This window comes from Paraburkholderia sp. RL17-347-BIC-D (assembly GCF_046027915.1).
Lineage (GTDB): Bacteria > Pseudomonadota > Gammaproteobacteria > Burkholderiales > Burkholderiaceae > Paraburkholderia.
Genome location: NZ_JARESS010000005.1, coordinates 22,976 through 46,928, shown reverse-complemented (window position 1 = coordinate 46,928; position 23,953 = coordinate 22,976). Strand labels below are relative to the sequence as shown.

General features: G+C 63.6%; 15 protein-coding genes. 10 read left to right on the top strand and 5 right to left on the bottom strand.

The window, feature by feature from the left end; all coding sequences use genetic code 11:
- Nucleotides 1–194: 194 nt before the first annotated feature.
- The 3 genes from P0D96_RS09025 (at nucleotide 195) to P0D96_RS09015 (ending at nucleotide 6,379) form a co-directional block, all read left to right on the top strand.
- Nucleotides 195–2,396: an NHL repeat-containing protein gene (locus P0D96_RS09025; protein ID WP_408313076.1), complete on the top strand. Its 2,202-nt coding sequence runs from the start codon at nucleotides 195–197 to the stop codon at nucleotides 2,394–2,396.
- Nucleotides 2,397–2,459: 63 nt separating this feature from the next.
- Nucleotides 2,460–3,926 (top strand): flippase, encoded by a 1,467-nt coding sequence (locus P0D96_RS09020; RefSeq protein ID WP_132374642.1) that lies wholly within the window; start codon nucleotides 2,460–2,462, stop codon nucleotides 3,924–3,926.
- The gene (locus P0D96_RS09015; protein ID WP_408175417.1) at nucleotides 3,923–6,379 is read left to right on the top strand and encodes a glycosyltransferase family 4 protein; all 2,457 of its coding nucleotides are present in this window, start codon (nucleotides 3,923–3,925) and stop codon (nucleotides 6,377–6,379) included. Before P0D96_RS09020 ends, P0D96_RS09015 begins: the two co-directional genes overlap by 4 nt.
- A gap of 117 nt (nucleotides 6,380–6,496) precedes the next feature.
- Here P0D96_RS09015 and P0D96_RS09010 read toward each other — a convergent pair whose 3' ends face one another.
- Nucleotides 6,497–7,708 carry an acyltransferase family protein gene (locus P0D96_RS09010; protein ID WP_132374640.1) on the bottom strand — a complete coding sequence of 404 codons (1,212 nt, stop codon included), beginning with the start codon at nucleotides 7,706–7,708 and terminating at the stop codon, nucleotides 6,497–6,499.
- Nucleotides 7,709–7,948: 240 nt separating this feature from the next.
- Here P0D96_RS09010 and P0D96_RS09005 point away from each other — a divergent pair, with 240 nt between their 5' ends.
- Complete coding sequence (locus P0D96_RS09005) at nucleotides 7,949–8,092, top strand: hypothetical protein (RefSeq protein ID WP_165923841.1); 144 nt, start codon at nucleotides 7,949–7,951, stop codon at nucleotides 8,090–8,092.
- A gap of 307 nt (nucleotides 8,093–8,399) precedes the next feature.
- On the top strand, nucleotides 8,400–9,317 hold the full coding sequence (gene galU / locus P0D96_RS09000; protein WP_132374639.1) for a UTP--glucose-1-phosphate uridylyltransferase GalU: 918 nt from the start codon (nucleotides 8,400–8,402) through the stop codon (nucleotides 9,315–9,317).
- 145 nt (nucleotides 9,318–9,462) lie between these two features.
- On the opposite strand, the gene P0D96_RS08995 is transcribed toward galU, so the two are convergent.
- Nucleotides 9,463–11,637: a malate synthase G gene (locus P0D96_RS08995; RefSeq protein ID WP_408313073.1), complete on the bottom strand. Its 2,175-nt coding sequence runs from the start codon at nucleotides 11,635–11,637 to the stop codon at nucleotides 9,463–9,465.
- A gap of 117 nt (nucleotides 11,638–11,754) precedes the next feature.
- Nucleotides 11,755–12,159 (bottom strand): heme-binding protein, encoded by a 405-nt coding sequence (locus tag P0D96_RS08990; RefSeq protein WP_132374637.1) that lies wholly within the window; start codon nucleotides 12,157–12,159, stop codon nucleotides 11,755–11,757.
- Nucleotides 12,160–12,502: 343 nt separating this feature from the next.
- Here P0D96_RS08990 and P0D96_RS08985 point away from each other — a divergent pair, with 343 nt between their 5' ends.
- Nucleotides 12,503–13,384: an MOSC domain-containing protein gene (locus P0D96_RS08985; RefSeq protein ID WP_408313285.1), complete on the top strand. Its 882-nt coding sequence runs from the start codon at nucleotides 12,503–12,505 to the stop codon at nucleotides 13,382–13,384.
- A gap of 105 nt (nucleotides 13,385–13,489) precedes the next feature.
- On the opposite strand, the gene P0D96_RS08980 is transcribed toward P0D96_RS08985, so the two are convergent.
- Nucleotides 13,490–13,870 carry a response regulator gene (locus P0D96_RS08980; protein WP_408313070.1) on the bottom strand — a complete coding sequence of 127 codons (381 nt, stop codon included), beginning with the start codon at nucleotides 13,868–13,870 and terminating at the stop codon, nucleotides 13,490–13,492.
- Nucleotides 13,871–13,987: 117 nt separating this feature from the next.
- Here P0D96_RS08980 and P0D96_RS08975 point away from each other — a divergent pair, with 117 nt between their 5' ends.
- Nucleotides 13,988–15,196: a GAF domain-containing sensor histidine kinase gene (locus tag P0D96_RS08975; protein WP_408286625.1), complete on the top strand. Its 1,209-nt coding sequence runs from the start codon at nucleotides 13,988–13,990 to the stop codon at nucleotides 15,194–15,196.
- Between the two features lie 32 nt (nucleotides 15,197–15,228).
- Here the strand turns inward: P0D96_RS08975 and cobA are convergent, their stop codons facing one another.
- Nucleotides 15,229–16,044, bottom strand: a complete 816-nt coding sequence (gene cobA, locus P0D96_RS08970; protein WP_408313067.1) for a uroporphyrinogen-III C-methyltransferase — start codon at nucleotides 16,042–16,044, stop codon at nucleotides 15,229–15,231.
- Nucleotides 16,045–16,747: 703 nt separating this feature from the next.
- Between cobA and nirB the strand changes: the two genes are divergently transcribed.
- From nirB to P0D96_RS08955, 3 genes are read left to right on the top strand one after another with little or no spacing between them, the layout of a single operon-like run.
- The gene (nirB, locus tag P0D96_RS08965) at nucleotides 16,748–19,288 is read left to right on the top strand and encodes a nitrite reductase large subunit NirB (RefSeq protein ID WP_408313064.1); all 2,541 of its coding nucleotides are present in this window, start codon (nucleotides 16,748–16,750) and stop codon (nucleotides 19,286–19,288) included.
- Nucleotides 19,289–19,320: 32 nt separating this feature from the next.
- A complete protein-coding gene (gene nirD, locus P0D96_RS08960) occupies nucleotides 19,321–19,674 on the top strand; it encodes a nitrite reductase small subunit NirD (RefSeq protein ID WP_408175409.1) in 354 nt (117 codons plus the stop codon).
- A 43-nt stretch (nucleotides 19,675–19,717) separates the two neighbouring features.
- A complete protein-coding gene (locus tag P0D96_RS08955) occupies nucleotides 19,718–23,914 on the top strand; it encodes a bifunctional nitrate reductase/sulfite reductase flavoprotein subunit alpha (protein WP_408313061.1) in 4,197 nt (1,398 codons plus the stop codon).
- Nucleotides 23,915–23,953 lie beyond the last annotated feature (39 nt).

Here is a 23,953-nt window from a genome sequence, read left to right as displayed (position 1 = left end):
CCGGACTTGCGGCGGCCGTCCCGTCGACGACGCTCGGTCCGTGCCCCGTTCCGCACGAATCTGTCTCATGTCCTTGCACGGCTTCTAGCGGTTTGCATCACGAGATCGGCCGCGATTCGTAGCGTCATTTCATTGAGTTGTGTTTCCGCGCGAGCCATATTGCCCGCGCGCGGCGCTGATTGGAGGAAATACCTTTGCCCCGTTTCACGTTCAAAAGCTGGCTCGCTGTCTTTGCGTGTGCCGTCGGACTGGCTGCGGGATCGGCCAGTTTCACGGCTCATGCGGAAACCGCGTTGAACGCGAAAACGTCGTGGATCGGCAATACCTTCGGTTTCGGCGACGGCACCTGGGCGCAGATCAACATCACCGCGATTGCGGTGGCGCCGGACGGCAAGGTCTATACGAACGCGCCGTGGGACGAAAGCGGCGCTGAAGCGAGCGTCTATCAGAACGGCAAGATGCTCGGCTTCGCGGGCGGCACGCATGGCTGGGGCAACGGCGGCGGCAACGCGGTCGCGGTGAATCGCAAGTACGCGTTCGTTGCGATCGCGGTCGGCAACGAGAAGGGGCGCCTCGTCGAGCAGGGCGTGTGGCCCGAAAAGGGCAAGCAATGGTTCGGCATCTCGCGCCGGCAGATCGGCGATCCGAAACGCGCCGCGCCGTTCCAGCCCGCCGCGAAAAGCGCCGACCCGCACGCGCAACTGGCGGCCGGCTTCCTGATGATGAACGAAGTGCCGACCGGCACGAGCGCCGAGATCGGCGGCCTCGCGGCGAACGACACCACGTTGTTTGCGGCGAACACCGCGCGCGATCGTATCGAGGTGTACGACGCGGAATCGATGCAGCAGAAAACCACCTGGAGCGTGCATGAGCCGGGCCGACTCGCGCTGGCGCCGGACGGCACGCTGTGGGTGTTGAGCGGCACGCGCAACGACCGTGAGCCGCATGTCGAGCACTACACGGCCGCGGGCAAACGCATCGACGAAAACTTCACGCTGCCTGCCGGAACGATCGCGGTGGATATCGCGGTCGATGCACAAGGCCGCATCCTGATCGCGGATAACGGTCCGCGTCAGCAGGTGCTGTATTTCAGCAAGAACAACGGCCGTTATGCCGAGTCGGGTTCGCTCGGCGAGCGCGGCGGCATTTTCAGCGGCGTCGCCGGCAAGCCGGGCCCGCAGCGTTTCAACGGCCTGACCGGCGTGGGCGTGGATGCGCGCGGCAACGTGTACGTGTCGACCAACGGGATTGGTCCGCGTTACGAGCCGATCGGCGCGGGTCTCGGAGCGACGCTCGAAAGCTATGCGCCCGACGGCAAGCAGAACTGGCAGGTGCAGGGGCTGCTGTTCGTCGACAGCGCGTGGATCGATCCGTCGCGGCCAGACAGCGTCTATACGGGTAATAAGCGCTTCGAACTCGATCTGTCGAAGCCCGCGGGACAGGACTGGAAATACGCGGGCTTTCTGTCGAACCGCTTCAGGTATCCGGACGATCCGGTGTTTCACACCGATCAGTATCCGGGTCTGCCGATCGCCCGCAAACTGAAGGGCCGCACTTTCCTGTATCTCACGGACATGTACGCGGACCATCTGAAGATCTATCGCTTCGACTCGCAGCACGACGGCGAAACGGCGATTCCTTCCGGCTTTATCGCGGGACGCGAGCGCGCGGTGGCCAAGGTGCCGAATGCGCCGCCGGGCGGCGACTGGATCTGGCGCGATGCGAACGGCGACGGCAAGTTCAACACCGACGAATTCACGCTCAATACGAGCGGCACGAAGCTCGCGGGCGGCTGGGGCTGGTGGGTCGACACCGCCGGCGACATCTGGCGCACGCGCGATACCAAGGGCATCTATCGCTTCCGTTTCGGCGGGCTGGATGCGAAGGGCAATCCGGTCTACTCGTATTCGAACATGACGCAGTACCCAGTGCCGCAACCGTTCACGGAATTGCACCGTGCGATTTACGACCCCGACACCGACACGATGTACGTAACGGGCTACACGCCCGACACGCCGGTCGATCGCGGCTTCTGGAAAGAAGTGGGCCGCGTGCTGGTGCGCTACGACAAATGGTCTAGCGGCAATCCGGTGCAGCGCTATGCGATCACGCTGCCGTGGCAGACGCAGAGCAAACCCATCGCCACCATCATCGGCCTCACGGTCGAAGGCCAATACATTTTCGGCGTCGAGCCGGTTGGCGCGGTGCACGTGTGGGACAAGGAAAGCGGCAAGGAGATCGGCGTGATCCGGCCAGGCCCGGAAGTGGGCGGCGCGTCGGGCTGGGTCGATGTGCCGAACGGCATCAGCGCCGCGAAGCGCGCCAATGGCGAGTACCTCGTGTTCGTCGAGGAAGACGCGCGCGGCAAAGTGATGATGTACCGCTGGAAACCGTGACGGCGCTCAGCGCTTCGCAGGTAATCAGCCATCCCAGGTAATGCAGTCAACTCAAGGCATCCGATGGACAAAGGCATTCTCAAGAACGTAGCGATCAACTTTTTCGGGCTGGTGTTGCCGACTTTCGTCTCGCTCGTGACCGTGCCGTCGTATATCAAGCTGCTCGGCGTCGAGCGCTACGGCGTGATCAGCCTCGTGTGGACGCTGATCGGCTACTTCGGGATACTCGATCTCGGCATGAGCATGGCCGCGCAGAATCACATCTCGAAGGCGCGCGCAAGCGGCGACAAGGACGAGAGCGCGCGCGTGTTCTGGAGCGCGACGTGGCTCAATCTCGCGACCGGCGTGATCGGCGGATTGATCATCTATTTCGGCGCGTTTCTCTACACCGCGTATTTCACCAAGGTGTCGCCCGAGCTGCAGCACGAGGTGTATATGGCGCTGCCGTGGCTCGCGGTGGCGATTCCGATCGCCAACGTGTCGTGGGTGTTTGCGGGCGCGATCAACGGCGCGGAACGCTTCGGCGTCTATAACACCAATCAGACCATCGGCACGTTTCTGTTCCAGTTGCTGCCGCTCGGCGCCGCGCTGTGGATGGGCGCGACCTTGCAGAACGTGCTGGCCGCAGCGGTGTTCGCGCGGATCGTGGCCGCGCTGCTGCTGGGCCGCTCCGCGGTGAAAGTGCTGGAGATCCGCCGCATTCTGCCGCCGCAATTCGGCGTGGCGAAGGGGCTTTTCAATTTCGGTGGCTGGATGCTGATTGCGAGCGTCACCACCATGATCGCCGACTCGCTCGATCGCGTGATGCTCGGTACGAGTCTCGGCGCGCGTTTCGTCACGTATTACACGGTGCCGCAAAACCTCGTGACGCGTCTGAATATCGTGCCGACGGCGCTGGTGCGCACGCTGTTTCCAAGGCTCTCCGCAGTCGGACGCGCCGACGCCGACACCATCACCCAGCAGTCGCTCGAATTTCTCAACGGCGTGTTCACACCCGTCGCGCTGGTCGCGATGCTGGTGCTCGAGCCGTTCCTGCACCTGTGGGTCGGCAACGAGATCGCCACCGTGGCGGCGCCGGTGGGCCGCATCATGATCGTCGCCGTGTGGCTCGTCGGCCAGGCGAACGTCACGCGGATTCTGATCCAGTCGCAGGTCAATCCGGCCACGGCCGCGCGCGTCGGTTTGTTCGAATTGCCCCTGTTTGCAGGGGCATTGTGGTTCGGCATCACGCATTTCGGTCTGACCGGCGCGGCGGTGGCCGTGGCCGGCCGGGCGCTGTTCGACTACGCCGTGTTGCTGCGCCTGTCGGCGATTCGCGCGAAGCAGATCGCGCTCGACATGCTCGCCCACCTTGCCTTTCTGCTGGCCAGCCTGTGGCTCGCCAGCTTCCTGCCGAGTCTCGCAATGGCGATTGTTGCCGGCGTATTGATGGTAGGCGCGAATGTCGCCTGGTCGATCACGATGACACCCGCCTTGCGCGATCTTGCGCGTTCACTGCTGTTGCGACTGAATCCGAGGAAAAGCGCATGAACCACGAAGTCCTTGAAGAAGCCGTGCTGCAACCCGCGACGCGCAGCGCACTGGCCGAACTCACCACCGTTCCCGGCGTTCAGGCGCCGCCGCGGCGCGCCGCGTTGCGCGCCGATAAAACAGTGCGCGTTGCGATCGTGCACGACTGGCTCGTCACCTATGCAGGGGCGGAGAAGGTGCTCGAACAGATCGTCGCGTGCTTTCCGGACGCGGATCTGTTCAGTCTCGTCGATTTTCTCGACGACCGCAGCTTTCTGCGTGGCAAGTCCGTCACGACCTCGTTCATCCAGAAGCTGCCGCTCGCGCGCACCAAGTACCGCTCGTATCTGCCGTTGATGCCGCTCGCGATCGAACAGCTCGACGTGTCCGCGTACGACGTGGTGATTTCGAGCAGCCACGCGGTCGCCAAGGGCATTCTGACCGGCCCCGACCAGGTGCATATCAGCTACGTGCATTCGCCGATCCGCTATGCGTGGGACTTGCAGCATCAATATCTCAAGCAGTCGAAGCTGACCAGCGGCCCGAAGTCGGCCATGGCGCGGCTGATTCTGCACTACATGCGCAACTGGGATATCCGCACCTCGAATGCGGTGGATGGTTTCGTCGCCAATTCCGAGTTCATCGCGCGGCGCATCAAGAAGGTCTATCAGCGCGATGCGCAGGTGATCTTTCCGCCGGTCGATGTCGAAGCCTTCGCGCTCTGCACCGACAAGGACGACTTTTATGTGACTGCCTCGCGCATGGTGCCGTACAAGAAGATCGATCTGATCGTCGAGGCGTTCGCGCGCATGCCGGAGCGCAAGCTCGTCGTGATCGGCGACGGTCCCGACATGCAGAAAATCCGCGCGAAAGCGGGGCCGAACGTGGAGATCATGGGCTACCAGCCGTTCAAGGTGCTCAAGGACCGCATGAGCCGCGCCAAGGCCTTCGTGTTCGCCGCGGAAGAAGACTTCGGCATTTCGGTGGTCGAAGCGCAGGCGTGCGGCACGCCGGTGATCGCCTACGGCAAGGGCGGCGCGCTCGAAACCGTACGCGATCTGTCCGAGCCGCGGCCCACCGGCATGTTCTTCGACGAACAGAACGCCGAGTCGATCATCGCCGCGGTCGAGCGTTTCGACGGCCACGTGAAGCGTTTTTCGCCGGTGGATTGCCGCGCGAACGCCGAGCAGTTTTCCGCCGCGCATTTCCGCGAGCGCTTCTTCGCGCATGTGCGGGCGGCTGTGCCGGCGTTGCGTACGGCGACGCTGCCGCCGTACGTGCCGTATAAAGCGCCAACCGTTGCGAACGGTCCGCGCATTCTGGCCGTCGATCAAAGCGGCGTGCTCGGCGGCGCCGAACTGTCGCTGCTGGAAATCGTCAAGGCGTTGCGCTCGCGCATCGAGGTCGTGCTGTTCGACGACGGCCCGTTCCGCACCGCGCTCGCCAAAGCGGGTGTGGCCGTCGACGTGCTGGATGCGGGCGCGCTGCGCCATGTTCGCAAGCAGGGCGGTTCATTGCCGAAGGGCCAGGCGCTCAAGGGCCTGCTGTCGCTCGTGCGCGCCACGGCCAAACGCGCGCGCAAGGTCGACGTGATCTACGCGAACACGCAGCGCGCCATGGTGATCGGCGCGATCGCAGGCAAGCTGGCGCGGCGCCCGGTGGTCTGGCATCTGCGCGATATCGTGAGCCCCGAGCATTTCGGCGGCAAGCAACTGGCGATCATCAAATGGTGCGCGCGTCTGGGCCTCACGCATGTGATCGCCAATTCGGCCGCGTCGGCGCGCGCATTCGCCGAGCTCACGCAGTTCGACGAAAAACGCATCGACGTGGTGTTCAACGGCATTTCCGCCGCGCCGTTCGACGCCTTGCGCCCGGTGCCGCAAGCGACGCTGCGCAAGCGCCTCGGCTTGCCTGAGGATGCGTTTCTGGTCGGCTCGTTCAGCCGCCTCGCACGCTGGAAGGGGCAGCACGTGCTGCTCGAAGCGATGGTGCTCAACCCGCAGATGCATGCGGTGCTAGTGGGCGCGCCGCTCTTTGGCGAGGACCAGTACGAGATCGAACTGCACGCGTTCGTCGCCGCGCACAACCTCGGCGGCCGTGTGCATTTTCTTGGCTTCCAGCACGATATCGCGGCCTGCATGTGCGCGGTCGATGCGGTCGTGCATACGTCGATCACGCCGGAGCCGTTCGGCCGCGTGATCGTCGAAGGCATGCTGGCGCAGCGGCCGGTGGTGGCGGCACGCGCGGGCGGCGTGCTGGAGATCATCGACGACTACGAGAACGGCGTGCTGTGCACGCCGGGGGACGCGCACGGCCTTGCCGACGCGCTCGCTGAATTGCGCTCGAACGACGAACTGCGCAACCGGCTGGTCAGGAACGGCTATCAAACGGCGCTGAGCCGGTTCGGCACCGCAACCTATGTCGAGGGTGTCGAGCGGATTCTGAAGCGCGTGGCGGGGCCGAAAACGGCTTAGGAAGGTTTTTACGCGGGGGTAGGCAGGGACATGGCCAGTCCCTGCCGTTGGCGCAGCGGAGCGAAAGTCTCACGACGTTCGCTCCGTTTTTTTATCGCGTGGTTTTGAGGCCTTGGTTCAAGCCTTTTTCAAAGCCGCTTTCGGCTTGAAGCTGGCCGACCATTTCATGGCCGGCAGTTCGACCAGCCGGTAGAACACATAGGCCACCGGCACGGCCACCAGCATGTAGCCGAACGACGGCCAGATCGACATTTGCAGCGACGAGCGGAATAGCAGCGACGACAACAGCACGAAGATGGGCAAATGGATCAGATAGAGCGAGAAACTGAAGTCACCGAACCGCCCGAGCAGACGCGTGCCGAACGCAGGGCCGCGGTCCGCGTTGCCGCGCTCCAGCGCCTTGTACAGGTAGAACGCGAAGCCGATGGCCCAGAGCTGGAACGCACCGTACTGGCCGAAATGGAACGCGGCGCAGCCGAGCGCGACGAACCCCGCAGCGAGCGCGTAGAGCCACACCGAGGAGCGAGCCTGCGGCGCGCGACGGGCACGGGCGTCGGCGATCCACGCGCCGAGCGTCCACGAAAACCAGTACGACGTGAAGAACTGAATGTCATGCCGTTCGAGCACGTAGGCGGACACCACGTTGATGACCGCGACGATCGCCAGCACGGAGGTCATGCCGATGCGCCGGCGCAGTGCGAACAGTAGCGGATAGATCGCGTAGAACTGCACTTCGAGCGAGAGCGTCCAGAGCGCGCCGTTCGAGCCGAACGTCTTGCCGGCCACGCCTTGCAGCGAAAACAGATTGACGAGGAAAGCCTGCAGGCCGATCTCGCGGATCTTGTGACTGACGGGCGGCAGTTGCAGGCTGAACCAGTCGAGCGCAAAGGTCAGCACCAGTGCGGCGAGCAGCACGGGATAAATGCGCGCAAAGCGGCGCACCCAGAAATTGCCCGTATCGAGCCGGTAAGCGGGATTGCCGGCCAGGCGCAGCGCGCCGCCGCGGTGAATGCAATAGCCGCTGATCACGAAGAAAATCGGCACGCCCGCGGAGCCCCAGGCAATCGGGAACGTCAAATACGCGGCAATCGAATTCAGACTGAATGCGTGGCCCACGCTCTGGTGAAACGCCTGCATGCCGACCCATTCCACCTGGCGGCAATGAAAATACGCCACCAGCAGCGCGGCAAAGCCCCGCATGGCGTCGATGACATGCTCCTTGCCGGCGCTGTCGGCGCGCGCTTCGCTCTGGGCGCGCGGCGTGGCGGCCGTGCGAGGCGGGGAGAGGGGCAGGGATGAGCCGGCGGCATCCAGTGCTGAGTCGCTCATGCGCGGTCCTTATTCTGACGGAGGAAAAACGAATTCGCGCGGGCGCCATACGCGCCTGCGGTGCATGACATGCTAGTGCACAGCGCGGGTAAAAAATCGATAAAAAATTGCGTGGTGAATTGAATTAATTGGCGATTTGTGACGAATTGTAATTGAGCATAAGCAGATGCAGCAGCGAATTATTTACCGCTTTTGTCGTGCTACTTTAAGCCACGGATTCTCTTGACCCGAGGTGAAGTCATGAACCTGCATTTACTCGCCGGCATTGCCGTGCTGCTGATCCTTGTCGCTGCCTCCGCCTATCGGGAGGCGCTGCGCAACGAGCCCATCCGCCGTTTTCGGATGAATCCGGGCAAGCTGCCGCAGCTCGACGAGAACGAATAACGCGGGCCTGAAGAGCCGCGAGGCGCGCCCGAGATCCATCCGCAGGCGCGCCTGGCGCATCTGAAGGCCAGTTGTCAGGATATGTAAAATTTTCGGAATTGCCGGAAAATAAATCGATTTCAATGCGTAATTGTTGCCCGTCGTTTGTCACGATGCGGCATATTGACGAAGAATAGATTTATTTATTCCAATTGAGGAAATTTCACAGACGGACTGGCGTCATTTTTTTGCTAGTCTTTCCGCCGACATCGATTGGCCGCCAGGCCCGCGAACACACCAATTTCTAACCGATGTGGGAATGCCTACCATGCTGAAAGTCACCAAAGCCGTGTTTCCCGTAGCGGGCCTCGGGACACGATTCCTGCCGGCAACCAAAGCAAGTCCTAAGGAAATGCTGCCGATCGTCGACAAGCCGCTGATTCAATACGCGGTCGAAGAAGCGATTGCCGCCGGCATCACCGAGATGATCTTCGTGACGGGCCGCAGCAAGCGCGCCATCGAGGATCACTTCGACAAGTCCTACGAGATCGAAGCCGAACTCGAGGCGCGTAACAAACAGAAGCTGCTCGATCTGGTGCGCAGCATCAAGCCGGCCAACGTCGACTGTTTCTATGTGCGTCAGGCCGAAGCGCTCGGCCTCGGCCACGCGGTGCTGTGCGCGGAGAAACTGGTGGGCGAGAGCCCGTTCGCCGTGATTCTGGCCGACGACCTGCTGCACAGCTCGAAGCCGGTGATGAGCCAGCTCGTCGACACGTTCAATCACTATCACAGCTCGGTGATCGGCGTCGAAACCATCGCGCGCGAAGACAGCCGCTCGTACGGCGTGGTGGATGGCCGCGAGTGGGAAGACAACGTGATCAAGCTGTCGGGCATCGTCGAGAAGCCGGCACCGGACAAGGCGCCGTCGAATCTCGGCGTGGTGGGCCGTTATGTGCTGATGCCGACCATCTTCAAGCATATCCGCGCGTTGAAGCCGGGCGCGGGTGGCGAACTGCAATTGACCGACGCGGTGCAATCGCTGCTGACCGAGGAGCAGGTGCTCGCGTATCGTTATTTCGGCACGCGCTTCGATTGCGGCAGCAAGCTTGGTTATCTGAAGGCGACGGTGGAATTCGCGCTGCGCCATCCGGAAGTGAAGGCGGAATTCGAGGCTTATCTGCAGGCGTATATGCAGACCAATATGCAGGACGGCGTGCCGGCGCAGTATGCGGCAGAAGCGGCTTAAGCGGCGTCACTAGTTGCTGCGAACTCACCACGCAGAGGTAACGCGCAGCAGCACCGCGCGCATTAAAACGGGCGCCGCAAACCACGCGGCGCCCGTCTTTTTTTCAGCCGACCCGCGCATCACGCGCGGCCCGGCCAACTCGCTATCAAGCCTCCTTCTTCACTTCCAGCCGGAACTTATGCAGCAGCGGTTCCGTGTAACCGCTCGGCTGCTGACGTCCTTCGAACACCAGCGCTTGCGCGGCCTTGAAGGCGATCGTATCGAAGCCCGGCGCCATCGGTTTGTAGAGCGGGTCGCCGGCATTCTGCTCATCCACCACCTTCGCCATCCGCTTGAACGTCTCTTCGACGAGTTCACGCTTCACCACGCCGTGATACAGCCAGTTGGCGATGTGCTGGCTGGAAATACGCAGCGTGGCACGGTCTTCCATCAGGCCGACGTTGTGAATGTCCGGCACCTTCGAGCAGCCTACGCCCTGATCGATCCAGCGCACCACGTAGCCGAGGATGCCCTGCGCGTTGTTGTCGATCTCGCTGCGGATCTCGTCGTCGCTCCATTTCGCCTCGGCGACGACCGGAATCGTCAGCAAGCCGTCGAGCAGTTCGTCGCGCACCGTCGCGTATTCCGTGCGTTCCAGTTCCTGCTGAACCTTCTGCACGTCGACTTGATGGTAATGCAGCGCATGCAGCGTGGCGGCGGTCGGCGAGGGCACCCATGCGGTGTTCGCACCGGCCTTCGGATGCGCGATCTTTTGTTCGAGCATGGCGTGCATCAGATCGGGCATCGCCCACATGCCCTTGCCGATCTGCGAGCGGCCGCGCAGGCCCGCGCTCAAACCGACCAGCACGTTGCTGCGCTCATAAGCGGCGATCCAGGCGCTCGACTTCATGTCGCCCTTGCGCATCATCGGACCGGCTTCCATGGCCGAGTGCATTTCGTCGCCGGTGCGGTCGAGGAAGCCCGTGTTGATGAACGCGACACGCTCCGACGCTTCGGCGATACAGGCGAGCAGGTTCACGCTGGTGCGGCGCTCCTCGTCCATGATGCCCATCTTGATCGTGTTGCGCGGCAGCTTCAGCAGGTCTTCCACGCGCGCGAACAGCTCGCTCGCGAAGGCGACTTCGGCCGGCCCGTGCATCTTCGGCTTGACGATATAGATCGAGCCGGTGCGCGAATTCAACTGGTGCTTGCGGTCGTGCAACGCGCACAGCGTGGTGATGACCGCGTCGAGAATGCCTTCCGGAATCTCGTGGCCGTCTTTGGTCAGCACCGCCGGATTGGTCATCAAATGACCGACGTTGCGAATGAACAGCAGCGAGCGGCCATGCAGCACGACCGGCGCGGTGCCGTTCGCGGCGGTGTACACGCGGTCGGCGTTCAGTCGGCGCGTGAAGGTCTTGCCGTTCTTCGTGACCTCTTCGGTCAGGTCGCCGGTCATCAGGCCGAGCCAGTTGCGGTAGAGCAGGACCTTGTCGTCCGCATCCACAGCCGCGACCGAGTCTTCACAGTCAATGATCGTGCTCACCGCCGCTTCGACCACCACGTCCTTCACATGCGCCGAATCGGTCTTGCCGATCGAATCGTTCGCATCGATCTGGATTTCGAAGTGCAGGCCGTTGTGCTTGAGCAGCACGGCGGACGGCGCGCTTTCCTCGCCCTGATAGCCGATGAATTGCGCCGGCGTCTTCAGCTCGCTCGTGCCGTTCTTCAGCGTGACGATCAGCTTGCCGCCTTCGACGCTATAGCGCGTGGCGTCGGCATGCGAGCCGTTCGCGAGCGGCGCGGCCTGGTCGAGGAATTTGCGCGCATAGGCGATCACCGCGGCGCCGCGCACCGGATTGAAAGCCTTCTGCTTTTCCGCGCCGCCCGTCTCGGGGATCGCGTCGGTGCCGTACAGCGCGTCGTACAGGCTGCCCCAGCGCGCATTCGCCGCGTTCAGCGCATAGCGCTGATTCGACAGCGGCACCACGAGTTGCGGGCCGGCCTGTTCGGCGATTTCGGTGTCCACGTTGTCGGTCGTGGCTTTGACGCTGGCAGGCACGGGCACGATATAGCCGATGCCTTCGAGAAACGCGCGGTACGCTCGCAGATCGCGCACCGGACCCGGATTGGCGCGATGCCACTTGTCCAGCTCGGTTTGCAGGCGGTCGCGCTCGGCGAGCAACGCACGGTTCTTGGGCGCCAGCTCGTGCACGAGGGCGTCGAAACCTGACCAGAATGCGGCGCTGTCGATTCCGGTGCCGGGCAGGGCTTCGGTTTCGACGAACTGGTCGAGGTTGGCGGCGACTTGCAGTCCGCCGCGCGTGTTCATCTGAGTCATCGACTGCTCCATCTATCTGAATGGGGCCGATGAGGGGGCATCGGCCCGCGTTGTGCAACGGTTAGCTTGATTGTTTCATGGCGGCCGCTTTGGTCGGTTTGCGAACCACCCGCAAACTCAAGCGGCGATGGCCTGAATACCCGCCTTGGCGATCTGCGCGTCCTGATCCGACTTGACGCCCGACACGCCGACCGCGCCGACCACCTGGCCGTCGACGATCACCGGCACGCCGCCTTCCAGCGTGCCTTGCAGCGGCGCGCTCAGGAAAGCGGTGCGGCCGTTGTTGATCATGTCTTCGTATACCTTGGTTTCACGGCGGCCGATCGCCGACGTGCGCGCCTTTTCGGTCGCGATGTACGAGCTGGCCGGCGCGCTGCCGTCCAGACGCAGCATGCCGAGCTGATGGCCGCCATCGTCGACCACCACGATGGCGACGGCCCACTGGTGTTTCTCGGCTTCCGCGCGGGCGGCTTCGAGAATGCGGGTCGTTTCGGCGACGGTCAACACGGGTTTGCTCAGCATAATGAATTTCCTGGTTTGGTTATGGTAAGGATGCTTCTACACGTTCTATCCAGTGGCGCGCGGGAGTGCGGCCGCGTTGATGTTCGGTGACAGCGCGGATTGCACGCAGCCTTCCAGGATCCACATTGTGCGCGGATGCCGCGGCGCCGGCCTTGTCATTGCCCGAGCGCTTTGCTTGGGGATTTTACGTCCAAGCGCGGCCGGAAGAAACGACGGCATCGCCCCGGGCGGTCTTTGGCGGCTCGTTTGGCCGACATTCCGGCTGGAACGATGAGCGCGGAGGGCTTTACAATCAGGCATCAAACACAAGAATGCGCACGCTCCCCACGTGCATACCCACGCCATGCCGACCATCAGCGAGCTATTCGTCTATCCGATCAAATCCTGCGCGGGCATTGCGCTGCCTGAGGCACGCCTCTTTGCCACCGGCCTCGAATACGACCGCTGCTGGATGGTCACCGACCCGGCCGGCGCCATGCTCACGCAGCGCGCGTATCCGCGCATGGCGCTGATCAAGGCCGAAATCGGCGCCGAGGACCTCATGATCCGCGCGCCCGGCATGAGCGAGTTGCGCACGCCGCTGGAAAGCGCGCGGCTCGAGACGCCGCACGCGGTAGAGACCAAGGTCTGGCGCGACGCCGCTTACGGGCTCGACACCGGCGAGGCGTGTGCCGCGTGGTTCTCGACGTTTCTCGGCGTGCCCGCGCGGCTCTTGCGCTTCAATCCCGAACGCGAGCGCATTGTCGATCCGGACTACACGGGGAGCGTGGGCGGCGCGACCACCCATTTCGCCGATGGTTTTCCGCTGCTGGTGATCGGCCAGGCGTCGCTCGACGATCTGAACACGCGCCTGAATGGTAAGGGCGCGCCGTCGATTCCAATCGACCGGTTCCGTCCCAACGTGGTGCTGACGGGGCTCGATGCGTACGAAGAGGACTATGTGGAGACGCTGAGCGTCGACGGAGACGGCGACAAGGGCGCGGCCGTGCAGTTGCAACTGGTCAAACCGTGCTCGCGCTGCCCGATGCCGACCATCGACCAGGCGAAAGGCGCGCCCGATCCGGACTGGCCGAACGAGCCGACCGACACGATGAGCGTCTACCGCACGAATCCGCAGCGAAACGGGGCGATCACGTTCGGTAACAATGCGCTCGTCGCGAGCGGGGCCGGGACGTGGCTGCGCGTGGGGCAGGCGGTGGAAGCGGAACTGGGCTTCGGCGATTGAGGGCAGTGACGGGGTAAAACGCGGTTAAAACTCGGTTAAACCTCGGTTAAACCTCGGGCACGGGAACTGCGCGCAAAGCCAGGGCACCTGCCTGGACAACACCGGCTAATGCCGGACGCGGCCGGTCAACGCTGCGAGAATCACCGGCATCGGCACCGGCTTGACGAAGTGATGGTTGAAGCCCGAGCGCAGCGATTCGCTCTTTTCCTCGGCGCGCTCGAGCCCGCTGACCGCGACCAGGGTGGGCGCAGGGACATCGCCCACGTAGCGGATTCGCCGCGCCACCGCGCGCCCGTCCAGACGCGGCATTTCGACGTCCAGCAGCGCGGCGTGTGGATGCCATGCGCAGTATTGAGCCAGCGCGTCGAGGCCGTTGCGCGCGGTCTGGACCTCGAAACCATGCGCGCTGAAGTAGAGTACGTAAGCGGCGAGCAAATTCGCGTCGTCGTCAGCGATCAGAAGGCGTGCGGCTGGGTGATGGGCCATCTGATTTCCCTCAGGTTGTGTTCCTGATAGTGAGCAATTTGAAGTCCCGATAGAATCGATACTCGATAAAGTGTTTTTTCCAGGCCAGATCGGCAAGGGTGCGCAGTTCCGCTTCTTATGAATAATTTACCGATCGGCAACGCCGAAGACGCTGACATCGCACGCGATATCGAAGCGGTTCAGCGTATCGATGCCGTGCCTTCCATCCTGCGCATGATCTGCAAGAACACCGGCATGGGCTTTGCCGCGGTGGCCCGCGTCACGGAGCAGCGCTGGACGGCGTGCGCGGTGCAGGACGAAGTGAACTTCGGTCTCGCGGCGGGCGGCGATCTGGACCTGCACACCACACTGTGTTTCGAGTCGCGCGCCGCGCGGGCCTCGATCGTCATCGACAATTTCCACACGGATCCGGTTTATCACGGCCATCACACGGCGCAAATCTACAAGCTGGGCAGTTATATTTCCGTGCCGATCATTCTTCCCGACGGCAGCTATTTCGGTAATCTCTGCGCGATCGACCCGAATCCCGCCGAGGTTTCGAATCCGCGCACCTTGCGCATGTTCGAGGTATTTGCCGACCTGATCGCGATCCAGCTTGCCAACGAAGGCCGCCACCAGGCCACTGAGGCCGCCTTGCGCCATGAGCGGGAAAACTCCAGCCTGCGCGAGCAGTTCATCGCCGTGCTGGGGCACGACCTGCGCAATCCCTTGTCGGCGGTGAGCGCGACGGCCGAACTGCTGTCGTTGCGCAAGAACGAGCCCGATCTCGTGAAGATCGGCCAGCGTCTGAAGTCCACCACCTTGCGCATGGCTCGCCTGATCGACGACGTGATGGATTTCGCGCGTGGCCGGCTCGGTTCGGGCATCGGCGTGTCGATCGACGACGTCGACGATCTGGCGATGGCGCTGCGGGTGGTCGTCGCCGAAGTGCGCGAGGCCAATCCGGATCGGCTGCTCGCCGACGATCTCGCCATCTCCGCGCGCGTGCGCTGCGACCGCACCCGTGTGCAGCAGTTGCTTTCGAACCTGCTCGGCAACGCGGTGACGCATGGCGCGGCGGAGTTTCCGGTGCGGGTGCGGGCACGCATCGAAGACGATGAACTCGTGCTGAGCGTCCTGAACGGCGGCAACGCGATTGCACCGGAGAGCTTGAGCAAGGTCTTCGAACCCTACTGGCGTCCGGCGACCAGCAAGCCCGGCGGCGGCCTCGGACTCGGCCTCTATATCTGCAAGCAGATCGTGAGCGCGCATGGCGGCACGCTCGAAGTCAGATCGTCCGCGCAAGAGGGCACGTGCTTCGTCGCGAGACTGCCGACCGGCGTTTGAGCTGAGCGGTTGAGAAGCGCGCAGACGGCTCATCAGGCGGCCTGTGCGATTGCCTCTCGCGCGTTCTGCATGTCCGCCTGCATCGCGGCTGCTTCGTCGCGCCAGGCGTTATCACCCGCCCATGCATGCTCGACGCTTTCGCCGATCGCGCTGCCCACCAGAATCACCGCCGGGCTGCCGAAACCCGCGCGCGTCGCATCCGCGGCGAGCCGATCGAGGCGGCTCACGAGACGCCGTTCGTTGCTGCCACCGGCCCATTGCACCACGGCTGCGGGCGTATCGGCCGGCAGACTCGCGAGCAATGCCGTCGCGATGCTGTCGATGCGCCGCATCCCCATATAGATTGCCAACGTGGTCCGCGTCGCGGCCAAAGCGGCCCAGTCCGGCTCGCCGTGATCTTCCGTGTGCGCGGTGACGAAGCTCACGCCGTGGCAATGGCGGCGATGCGTGAGTGAGATGCCGAGCCCCGCGGCGGCCGCGAACCCCGACGAGATGCCGTTGACGATCTCCACCGGAATGCCGGCGCCGCGCAAGACCGCGAGCTCTTCGCCAGCGCGTCCGAACAGCAGCGCTTCGCCGCCTTTCACCCGCACCACGTGCAAGCCCTTGAGCGCATAGCGCTGCATCAGGCGTTCGATAAACGCTTGCGGCGTTGACCGGCAGCCGCCGCGCTTGCCCACACGAATCACGCGTGCTTGTGGCGCCAGCGTCACGATCTCGGGATTCGCGAGGTCGTCGAGCAGCACGACATCGGCGGCGGCCAGCGCTTTGGCGGCCTTCAGCGTGAGCAGATCGAGCTCGCCGGGGCCGGCGCTCAATAAGGTGACCTTGCCGGTATTCGTGTTCATCGCGGTATCTATCACGGTGTCCTTCGCTTCTGTGTCGGCCGGCGATCGCTGTTTCGCCGGCGCCAAATAAAAAACGGCGTCCGCTCGTGATGGTCACGAGGGGACGCCGTTGTCCGTTTAATGCCTGGTGTGCCGGTGTTTCGCTTCAAGCGCGGCGAAACACAGCGTTGTGTTTCGTCTGCATCGGTGTGTGCGACATGTCATGGCGGCCGCGTTGCCGCCATGAACTCGCCACGGCTTACGCAAGGACTACGCCATCCATCAACGAAGTGCGCTTCACGCCTTGCCACACCTCGCGAATAACGCCTCCAACAGTCGCGCCACGCACCGTTCGCGGGCCCGCACCTCGCACGTGCGGGGTGCTGCGTCGCACCATCCATGTGCCTCGCTGCATCAAAACGCGTCGCGCGTGCGCTGCGCCGCGCAGCTGTGCCATGGGCCGCAAAGCCCCGCGCCACGGCCTCTTTGCGAGCATTTCACGCAACTGGCACAGGCTTTGCATTAAGCCTTGCCATCGGATCAACGTGGATCCGGCGCGAGTGCAACACAAAGTACTCGCTGCAGGACAGGTCAGGACAACGGCGTCCCCCGAATTCAGTCATCGACTGGGTTCGCGGGACGCCGTTTTTTATTTCCGGAATTCGTTTTCGCCCCATGCCATACGGCGTCGCTCGCAACCCAGCACATTGAGGAAACCGCGGTCATGAAAATCATCGTTATCGGTCACGGGATGGTCGGTCACAAACTGATCGAGTGCCTCGCACAAGACGCCGCGCACGGCCTCGACATCACGGTGCTGTGCGAAGAATCGCGTCCGGCCTACGACCGCGTGCACCTGTCCGAGTTTTTCGCGGGCAAGACGGCGGACGATCTGTCGCTGGTCGAGCCGGGTTTCTTCGAACGCCAGAACGTTTTGCTCAAGCTGAACGCGAAGGCCGTGGCGATCGATCGCGATGCGCGCACCGTGACGGTATCGACGGGCGAAACGTTGGCTTACGACAAGCTGGTCTTCGCGACCGGCTCCTATCCGTTCGTGCCGCCGGTGCAAGGCCGTGAGCGCGCCGATTGCTTCGTGTACCGAACCATCGACGACCTCGAAGCGATGCGCGAATGCGGCGCGCGTTCGAAGACAGGCACGGTGGTCGGCGGCGGACTGCTCGGTCTCGAATGCGCGAAGGCGCTGCGCGACATGGGTCTGCAAACGCACGTGGTCGAATTCGCGCCGCGTCTGATGGCCGTACAGGTGGACGATGGCGGCGGCCGCGTGCTGCGCACCAAGATCGAAGAACTGGGCGTAACGGTGCACACGCAGAAGAACACCACGGCGATCGTCGACGGCGAAGCGGGCACGCACCGCATGCAATTCGCGGACGGCAGCCACCTCGACACCGACATGATCGTGTTCTCCGCGGGCATCCGTCCGCGTGACGATCTGGCTCGCGACAGCGGCCTGGCGCTCGGCCCGCGCGGCGGCATCGTGATCGACAACGCGTGCCGCACCAGCGATCCACACGTCTATGCGATCGGCGAATGCGCACTGTGGAACGGCCAACTATTCGGCCTCGTGGCGCCGGGCTACGACATGGCCCGCACGGTGGCGAAGCAATTGCTCGGTGATACGGCCGAATTCGCCGGCGCCGACATGAGCACCAAGCTCAAGCTGATGGGCGTGGACGTGGCGAGCATCGGCGACGCGCACGGCAACACGCCGGGCAGCCGCGCCTATCAGTTCAGCGACGAACGCAAGCAGGTCTACAAGAAGCTGGTGGTGTCCGAGTGCGGCAAATATCTGCTCGGCGGCGTCATGGTGGGCGACGCCGGCGAATACGGCACGCTGTTGCAAATGATGCTGAACCGCATCGAATTGCCGGCATCGCCTGAATTCCTGATTCTGCCGCAAGCGGACGGCAATGCGAAGCCCGCGCTCGGCGTCGATGCCTTACCCGCTTCCGCGCAGATCTGCTCGTGCAACAACGTCTCGAAGGCCGACCTGTGCGCCGCCGTGTGCGCGGGCGCCACCGACATCGGCGCGCTCAAGTGCGCGACCAGCGCCGGCACGTCGTGCGGCGGTTGCGTGCCGCTCGTCACGCAGGTGATGAAGGCCGAGATGAAGAAGCAGGGGCTCGCGGTCACCAATCACGTCTGCGAACACTTCGCGTACTCGCGCCAGGAGTTGTATCACATCGTGCGCGTGGAAGGCGTGCGCAGCTTCGGCGAATTGCTCGCGAAGCACGGTCACGGTCTCGGCTGCGATATCTGCAAGCCGGTGGTGGCGAGCGTTCTAGCGTCGTGCTGGAACGAGTTCGTGCTGAAGAAGGAGCATGCCTCGCTGCAGGACACCAACGACTATTACCTCGCCAACATTCAGCGTGACGGCACCTATTCGGTCGTGCCGCGCATGGCGGGCGGCGAAGTCACGCCCGACGGCTTGATCGCGGTCGGCCAGGTCGCCAAGAAATACGGCCTCTACACGAAGATCACCGGCGGTCAGCGCGTCGATCTGTTCGGTGCGCGCGTCGAGCAATTGCCGCTCATCTGGGAAGAACTGATCGCCGCCGGTTTCGAATCCGGCCACGCCTACGGCAAGTCGCTGCGCACGGTGAAGTCGTGTGTCGGCTCGACGTGGTGCCGCTATGGCGTCGGCGATTCGGTGGGTCTCGCGGTCGAGATCGAGAACCGCTACAAGGGCCTGCGTACCCCACACAAGATCAAGTTCGGCGTGTCGGGCTGCACCCGCGAATGTGCGGAAGCGCAGGGCAAGGACGTCGGCATCATCGCGACCGAGAAGGGCTGGAATCTCTATGTATGCGGCAACGGCGGCATGAAACCGCGCCACGCCGAACTGCTTGCGTCGGACCTCGATAAGGAGACGCTGGTGCGCTACATCGACCGTTTCCTGATGTTCTACGTGCGCACCGCCGACCGTCTGCAACGCACCAGCGTGTGGCGCGAGAACCTCGAAGGCGGCCTCGACTATCTGATCGACGTGGTCGTCAACGATCGGCTTTGCGTGGCCGGCGAACTCGAGTCGGAGATGCAGCACGTGGTCGACACCTACGAATGCGAATGGAAGAAGGCCGTCACCGATCCCGAAACGCGCAAGCGCTTCCGCCATTTCGTCAACAGCGGCGAGTCGGACAGCAACGTCGCCTTCGTCGAGGAGCGCGGCCAGATCCGGCCGGCCACGCTCGCCGAGCGGCGCTCGAAGCTCGCCGCGATTCCTGTTGTCGTTGAAACCGTTTGATTGAACCGCACCATTCACCGAGGACTTCCGTCATGAACAACGATCGCCTGCCACGCTCCTGGACGCCGGTTTGCCCGCTCGACGACATCGCGCCCAACACGGGTGTTTGCGCGCTCGTCAACGGCGAACAGGTCGCGGTTTTTCACGTGAACAAGGGCGACGCGGACAGCATCGTGTACGCGATCGAGAACTTCGATCCGGGCTCGCAGGCGGCGGTGCTCTCGCGCGGATTGATCGGCAGCCTCGGCGAGCGGATCGTGGTGGCCTCGCCGATCTACAAGCATCACTTCGATCTGCGCACTGGCGAGTGCCTCGAAACACCGGCGCATTCCGTCGGTGCGTTCGCCGCGCGCGTGGAAGACGGCCAGGTGTGGGTCGCGGTTTGAGCCGCTGATTTGTCTGAAACCTTTTCGAACGACGTTGCCCGCCATGTCCTCCACTAGCGTAAAAACCGTGTGCCCTTACTGCGGCGTTGGCTGCGGCATGGTGCTGCACGTCGAGGACGGCCAGGTCGTGAAAATCTCCGGCGACAAGGAGCATCCGGCCAACTTCGGACGGCTGTGCACGAAAGGGCAGTCGGCGCATGTCGCGTTGCGCAAGTCGGGACGTCTCGAAGACGCATTCGTGCGTCACGCGCGCGGCCAGGACCCGGCGCCGCTGCCGATGGCGCAGGCGATCAGCACCACGGCGGCGCGTTTGCGCGGCCTGCTCGATGAGCACGGGCCGGACGCGCTGTCGTTCTACGTCTCCGGTCAGATGTCGATCGAAGCGCAGTACCTCGTCAACAAGCTCGCCAAGGGCTTTGTCGGCACCAATAACATCGAATCGAATTCGCGCCTGTGCATGGCGAGCGCGGGCAGCGGCTACAAGCTGTCGCTCGGCGCGGACGGCCCGCCGGGATCGTACGAAGACATCGACCACGCCGACCTGTTCTTCGTGATCGGCGCGAATATGGCCGACTGTCATCCGATTCTGTTCCTGCGCATGATGGATCGCGTGAAGGCCGGCGCCAAGCTGATCGTCGTCGATCCGCGCCGCAATACGACCGCGGAGAAGGCCGATCTCTTCATGCAGATCAAGCCGGGCACCGATCTCGCGTTGCTCAACGGCCTGCTGCATCTGCTGCACGAAAACGGCCATACGGATGCCGCATTCATCGCCGAGGCGACCGAAGGCTGGGACGCGATGCCAGCGTTTCTCGCCGACTACACGCCGGAGCACGTCGCGCGGATCACCGGCCTCGCCGTCGAGGATATCCGCGAGGCCGCGCGCATGATTGGCAGCGCCAAAGAGTGGATCAGTTGCTGGACCATGGGTCTGAATCAAAGCACGCACGGCACGTGGCACACCAACGCGATCTGCAACCTGCATCTGGCGACGGGCAAGATTTGCCGGCGCGGCAGCGGCCCGTTTTCGCTGACGGGCCAGCCCAATGCGATGGGCGGCCGCGAGATGGGTTACATGGGGGCGGGCTTGCCGGGGCAGCGTTCGGTGCTGGTCGAAGAAGACCGCGCGTTTATCGAAGACCTGTGGCGCATTCCGACGGGCTCGCTCAAGCCGCAGGTCGGCAACGGCACGATCGATATGTTCGCGCGCATGGCGGCGGGTGAGATCAAGGCGTGCTGGATCATCTGCACGAATCCGGTGGCGAGCGTGGCGAATCGTCAGAACGCGATCGACGGATTGAGCGCGGCGCAACTCGTGATCGCGCAGGATGCGTTCCTCGATACCGAGACCAACCGCTACGCCGACGTGCTTCTTCCTGGCGCGCTGTGGGCCGAGGCCGAAGGCGTGATGATCAACTCCGAGCGCAATCTCACGCTGATGCAAAAGGGCATCGAGCCGCCGGGCGCCGCGTTGCCGGATTGGCAGATCATCGCGCGCGTCGCGTGTGAAATGGGTTTTGCCGATGCCTTTACTTATGCGAGCGCCGAGGAAGTGTTTGCGGAAATCACCCGCGCGTCGAATCCGAAGACCGGCTACGACCTGCGCGGCGCGAGCCATCGCCGCCTGAAAGAAACGCCGTTGCAATGGCCGCTTGCATCGGATGATGCTGCCGATCGCAATCCGGTTCGCTATATCAACGACGGCGTGAGTCAGACGCTCAAGGAACGGCCGGACGGCAGCCGTCCGCGCTTCGTGTTTCCAACGGCGAGCGGCAAGGCGGTGTTCTTCGCGCGCGCCTACGCGGCGCCGGCTGAACTGCCGGATCGTGAATTCCCGATCGTGCTGAATACGGGCCGCTTGCAGCATCAATGGCACACGATGACCAAGACCGGCAAGGTCGCGATGCTCAACAAGCTGAACCCGGGCCCGTTCGTTGAGATCCATCCCGAAGATGCCGCCACGCTCGGCATCAAGGCAAAAGATCCGGTGGAGATTCGTTCGCGCCGGGGCCGCGCGGTGTTGCCGGCTGTCGTGACTGAACGCGTGAGCGCGGGCAACTGTTTTGCGCCGATGCACTGGAACGACGTATTCGGCGACGACCTGTGCATCAACGCGGTGACGAGCGACGCCATCGACCCGGTCTCGCAGCAGCCCGAACTCAAGTTCTGCGCGGTCGCGCTGAGCCCGGTGGCGCCCGAGCGCGTCGAGCCTTTCCTGAATGACGACGATGCATTGTTGACCGATGCATCCGTTGCGGTTGCCGCGAGCGTGGCGCCGGCCAACACCGTATCGGCAAGCGCCGAGGATCTGGATATGCCCCGTATCGATGCACTCACCAGCCTGTTGCAGTTGCCGTCGACACCCGCGCCTTCGTTCACCGATCAGGAGCGTGTCTATCTGGCTGGCTTCGTGAGCGGACTGCGCTCGGCGGAAGCGCAAGGCATCGACCGCGTGCCGGTTCTGCCAGGCAACGCGCCGTTCGATACGACGAGGCGTCTCTACGTGGATGGTTTGTTGGCCGGTCTCTATAGCCGCAGCGCGACTATGCCCGCCACTGCACTTGCGGCGTCGCATGCCGAAGCTTCGCACGCATCCGGTGTGCGCATCGTCCGCGCACGGCCGAAGGTCACGTTACTGTGGGCCTCGCAAACGGGCAACACCGAGTCGCTGACCGAAGCCTATGCCACGCGGCTAATGGAGTCGGGCTTTGAAATCCGCACGTCGTGCATGGCGGACTATCAAGCTTCGACGCTTGCCAAAGCCCAATACGTGTTGCTGATGACGAGCACCTTCGGCGACGGCGATCCACCCGACAACGCACAAAGTCTATGGACGCAATTGAGCGGCGAAAGCGCGCCGCGGCTCGACGGCGTGCGCTTCGCGGTGCTCGCTCTGGGCGATCGCAACTACGACCAGTTCTGCGGCCACGGCCGCCGCCTCGATGAGCGGCTCGCCGAGCGGGGCGCGCTGCGTTTGATGGAGCGCGTCGATTGCGATGGCGAGTATCAGGAGAGCGCGGACGCGTGGCTCGAACGCATCATCGTGCGTATCAAGGAAGAGGATGCCGCGCTGTATGCCGTGCCGCCGGGCGGCATGATCAACGCGGTGGTGCCGGGCACGGTGCCGACCAAAACGCGGCCGGCCGCGTCGCGGCTCGTTAGCAATCTGCGCCTGAACAAGCCGGGCGCGGCGAAAGACACGCGCTACTTTTCGCTGAGCACGCGCGATTCGGGACTCGAATACGAAGCAGGCGATGCGCTCGGCGTATGGCCGAGCAACTGCCCGGAACTGGTCGACGAATTGATCGCGCTGAGCGGCGTGAACGCGGATGCCGCGGTGAACGTGTCAGGCGTCGGCGAGATGCGTCTTGCCGATGCACTCGGCAAGCACTACGAGATCGCGCGCCCGAATCCGGATCTGCTCGCGTTCGTCGCCGCGCGCAGCAACAACGGGGCGCTGCGCGATCTGCTGTCGCCCGAGCGCAAGGCCGATCTCAAGCAATGGTTGTGGGGCCAGCAGATCGCCGACGTTTTGCATGAATTTCCAGTGAGCCTCACGGCAGCCGAATTGACCGGCCTGCTCAAGCGTTTGCAGCCGCGTCTGTATTCGATTGCGTCGAGCCCGAAGGCGCACGCGGGCGAAGTTCATCTGACCGTTGCCGCGGTGCGCTACAGCAATGGCCGGCGTCATCGCAAAGGCGTGTCGTCGACGTTTCTCGCCGACCGTGCGGGCGATGTCAACGTCCCCGTGTTCGTGCAGAAGTCCGCACACTTTCGTCCTCCTCATGGTTCCGACACGCCGATGATCATGGTCGGTCCCGGCACCGGCGTTGCACCGTTTCGCGGCTTTCTGCACGAGCGGCGTGCACGCGGCGACACGGGGCACAACTGGCTCTTCTTCGGCGAGCAGCACGCTGCCTCGGATTTCTACTATCGCGACGAACTCGAATCGATGCGCGACAGCGGCGTGCTGAACCGGCTCGATGTCGCGTTCTCACGCGATCAGGCGGACAAGGTCTATGTGCAGGACCGTATGCGCGAGCAGGGTGCGCAATTGTGGTCATGGCTCGAAGACGGTGCGCATTTCTACGTATGCGGCGACGCCAACCGGATGGCGAAGGATGTCGACGCGGCGCTCAAGGAAGTGGTGGCGCGGCACGGCGGCATGAGCGATGAAAAAGCCCTCGACTACGTGAACCGTCTCGCGCAGGAAAAGCGCTACGCACGCGACGTTTATTGATGGCTGCGGGGTTGTCAGCGCGACGAACACGCTCGCCGC

Coding starts and splice junctions, on each gene's coding strand:
- P0D96_RS09020 (WP_132374642.1), top strand. CDS start 2,460: ATGGACAAAGGCATTCTCAAGAACGTAGCGATCAACTTTTTCGGGCTG.
- P0D96_RS09015 (WP_408175417.1), top strand. CDS start 3,923: ATGAACCACGAAGTCCTTGAAGAAGCCGTGCTGCAACCCGCGACGCGC.
- P0D96_RS09010 (WP_132374640.1), bottom strand. CDS start 7,708: ATGAGCGACTCAGCACTGGATGCCGCCGGCTCATCCCTGCCCCTCTCC.
- P0D96_RS09005 (WP_165923841.1), top strand. CDS start 7,949: ATGAACCTGCATTTACTCGCCGGCATTGCCGTGCTGCTGATCCTTGTC.
- galU (WP_132374639.1), top strand. CDS start 8,400: ATGCTGAAAGTCACCAAAGCCGTGTTTCCCGTAGCGGGCCTCGGGACA.
- P0D96_RS08995 (WP_408313073.1), bottom strand. CDS start 11,637: ATGACTCAGATGAACACGCGCGGCGGACTGCAAGTCGCCGCCAACCTC.
- P0D96_RS08990 (WP_132374637.1), bottom strand. CDS start 12,159: ATGCTGAGCAAACCCGTGTTGACCGTCGCCGAAACGACCCGCATTCTC.
- P0D96_RS08985 (WP_408313285.1), top strand. CDS start 12,503: ATGCCGACCATCAGCGAGCTATTCGTCTATCCGATCAAATCCTGCGCG.
- P0D96_RS08980 (WP_408313070.1), bottom strand. CDS start 13,870: ATGGCCCATCACCCAGCCGCACGCCTTCTGATCGCTGACGACGACGCG.
- P0D96_RS08975 (WP_408286625.1), top strand. CDS start 13,988: ATGAATAATTTACCGATCGGCAACGCCGAAGACGCTGACATCGCACGC.
- cobA (WP_408313067.1), bottom strand. CDS start 16,044: ATGAACACGAATACCGGCAAGGTCACCTTATTGAGCGCCGGCCCCGGC.
- nirB (WP_408313064.1), top strand. CDS start 16,748: ATGAAAATCATCGTTATCGGTCACGGGATGGTCGGTCACAAACTGATC.
- nirD (WP_408175409.1), top strand. CDS start 19,321: ATGAACAACGATCGCCTGCCACGCTCCTGGACGCCGGTTTGCCCGCTC.
- P0D96_RS08955 (WP_408313061.1), top strand. CDS start 19,718: ATGTCCTCCACTAGCGTAAAAACCGTGTGCCCTTACTGCGGCGTTGGC.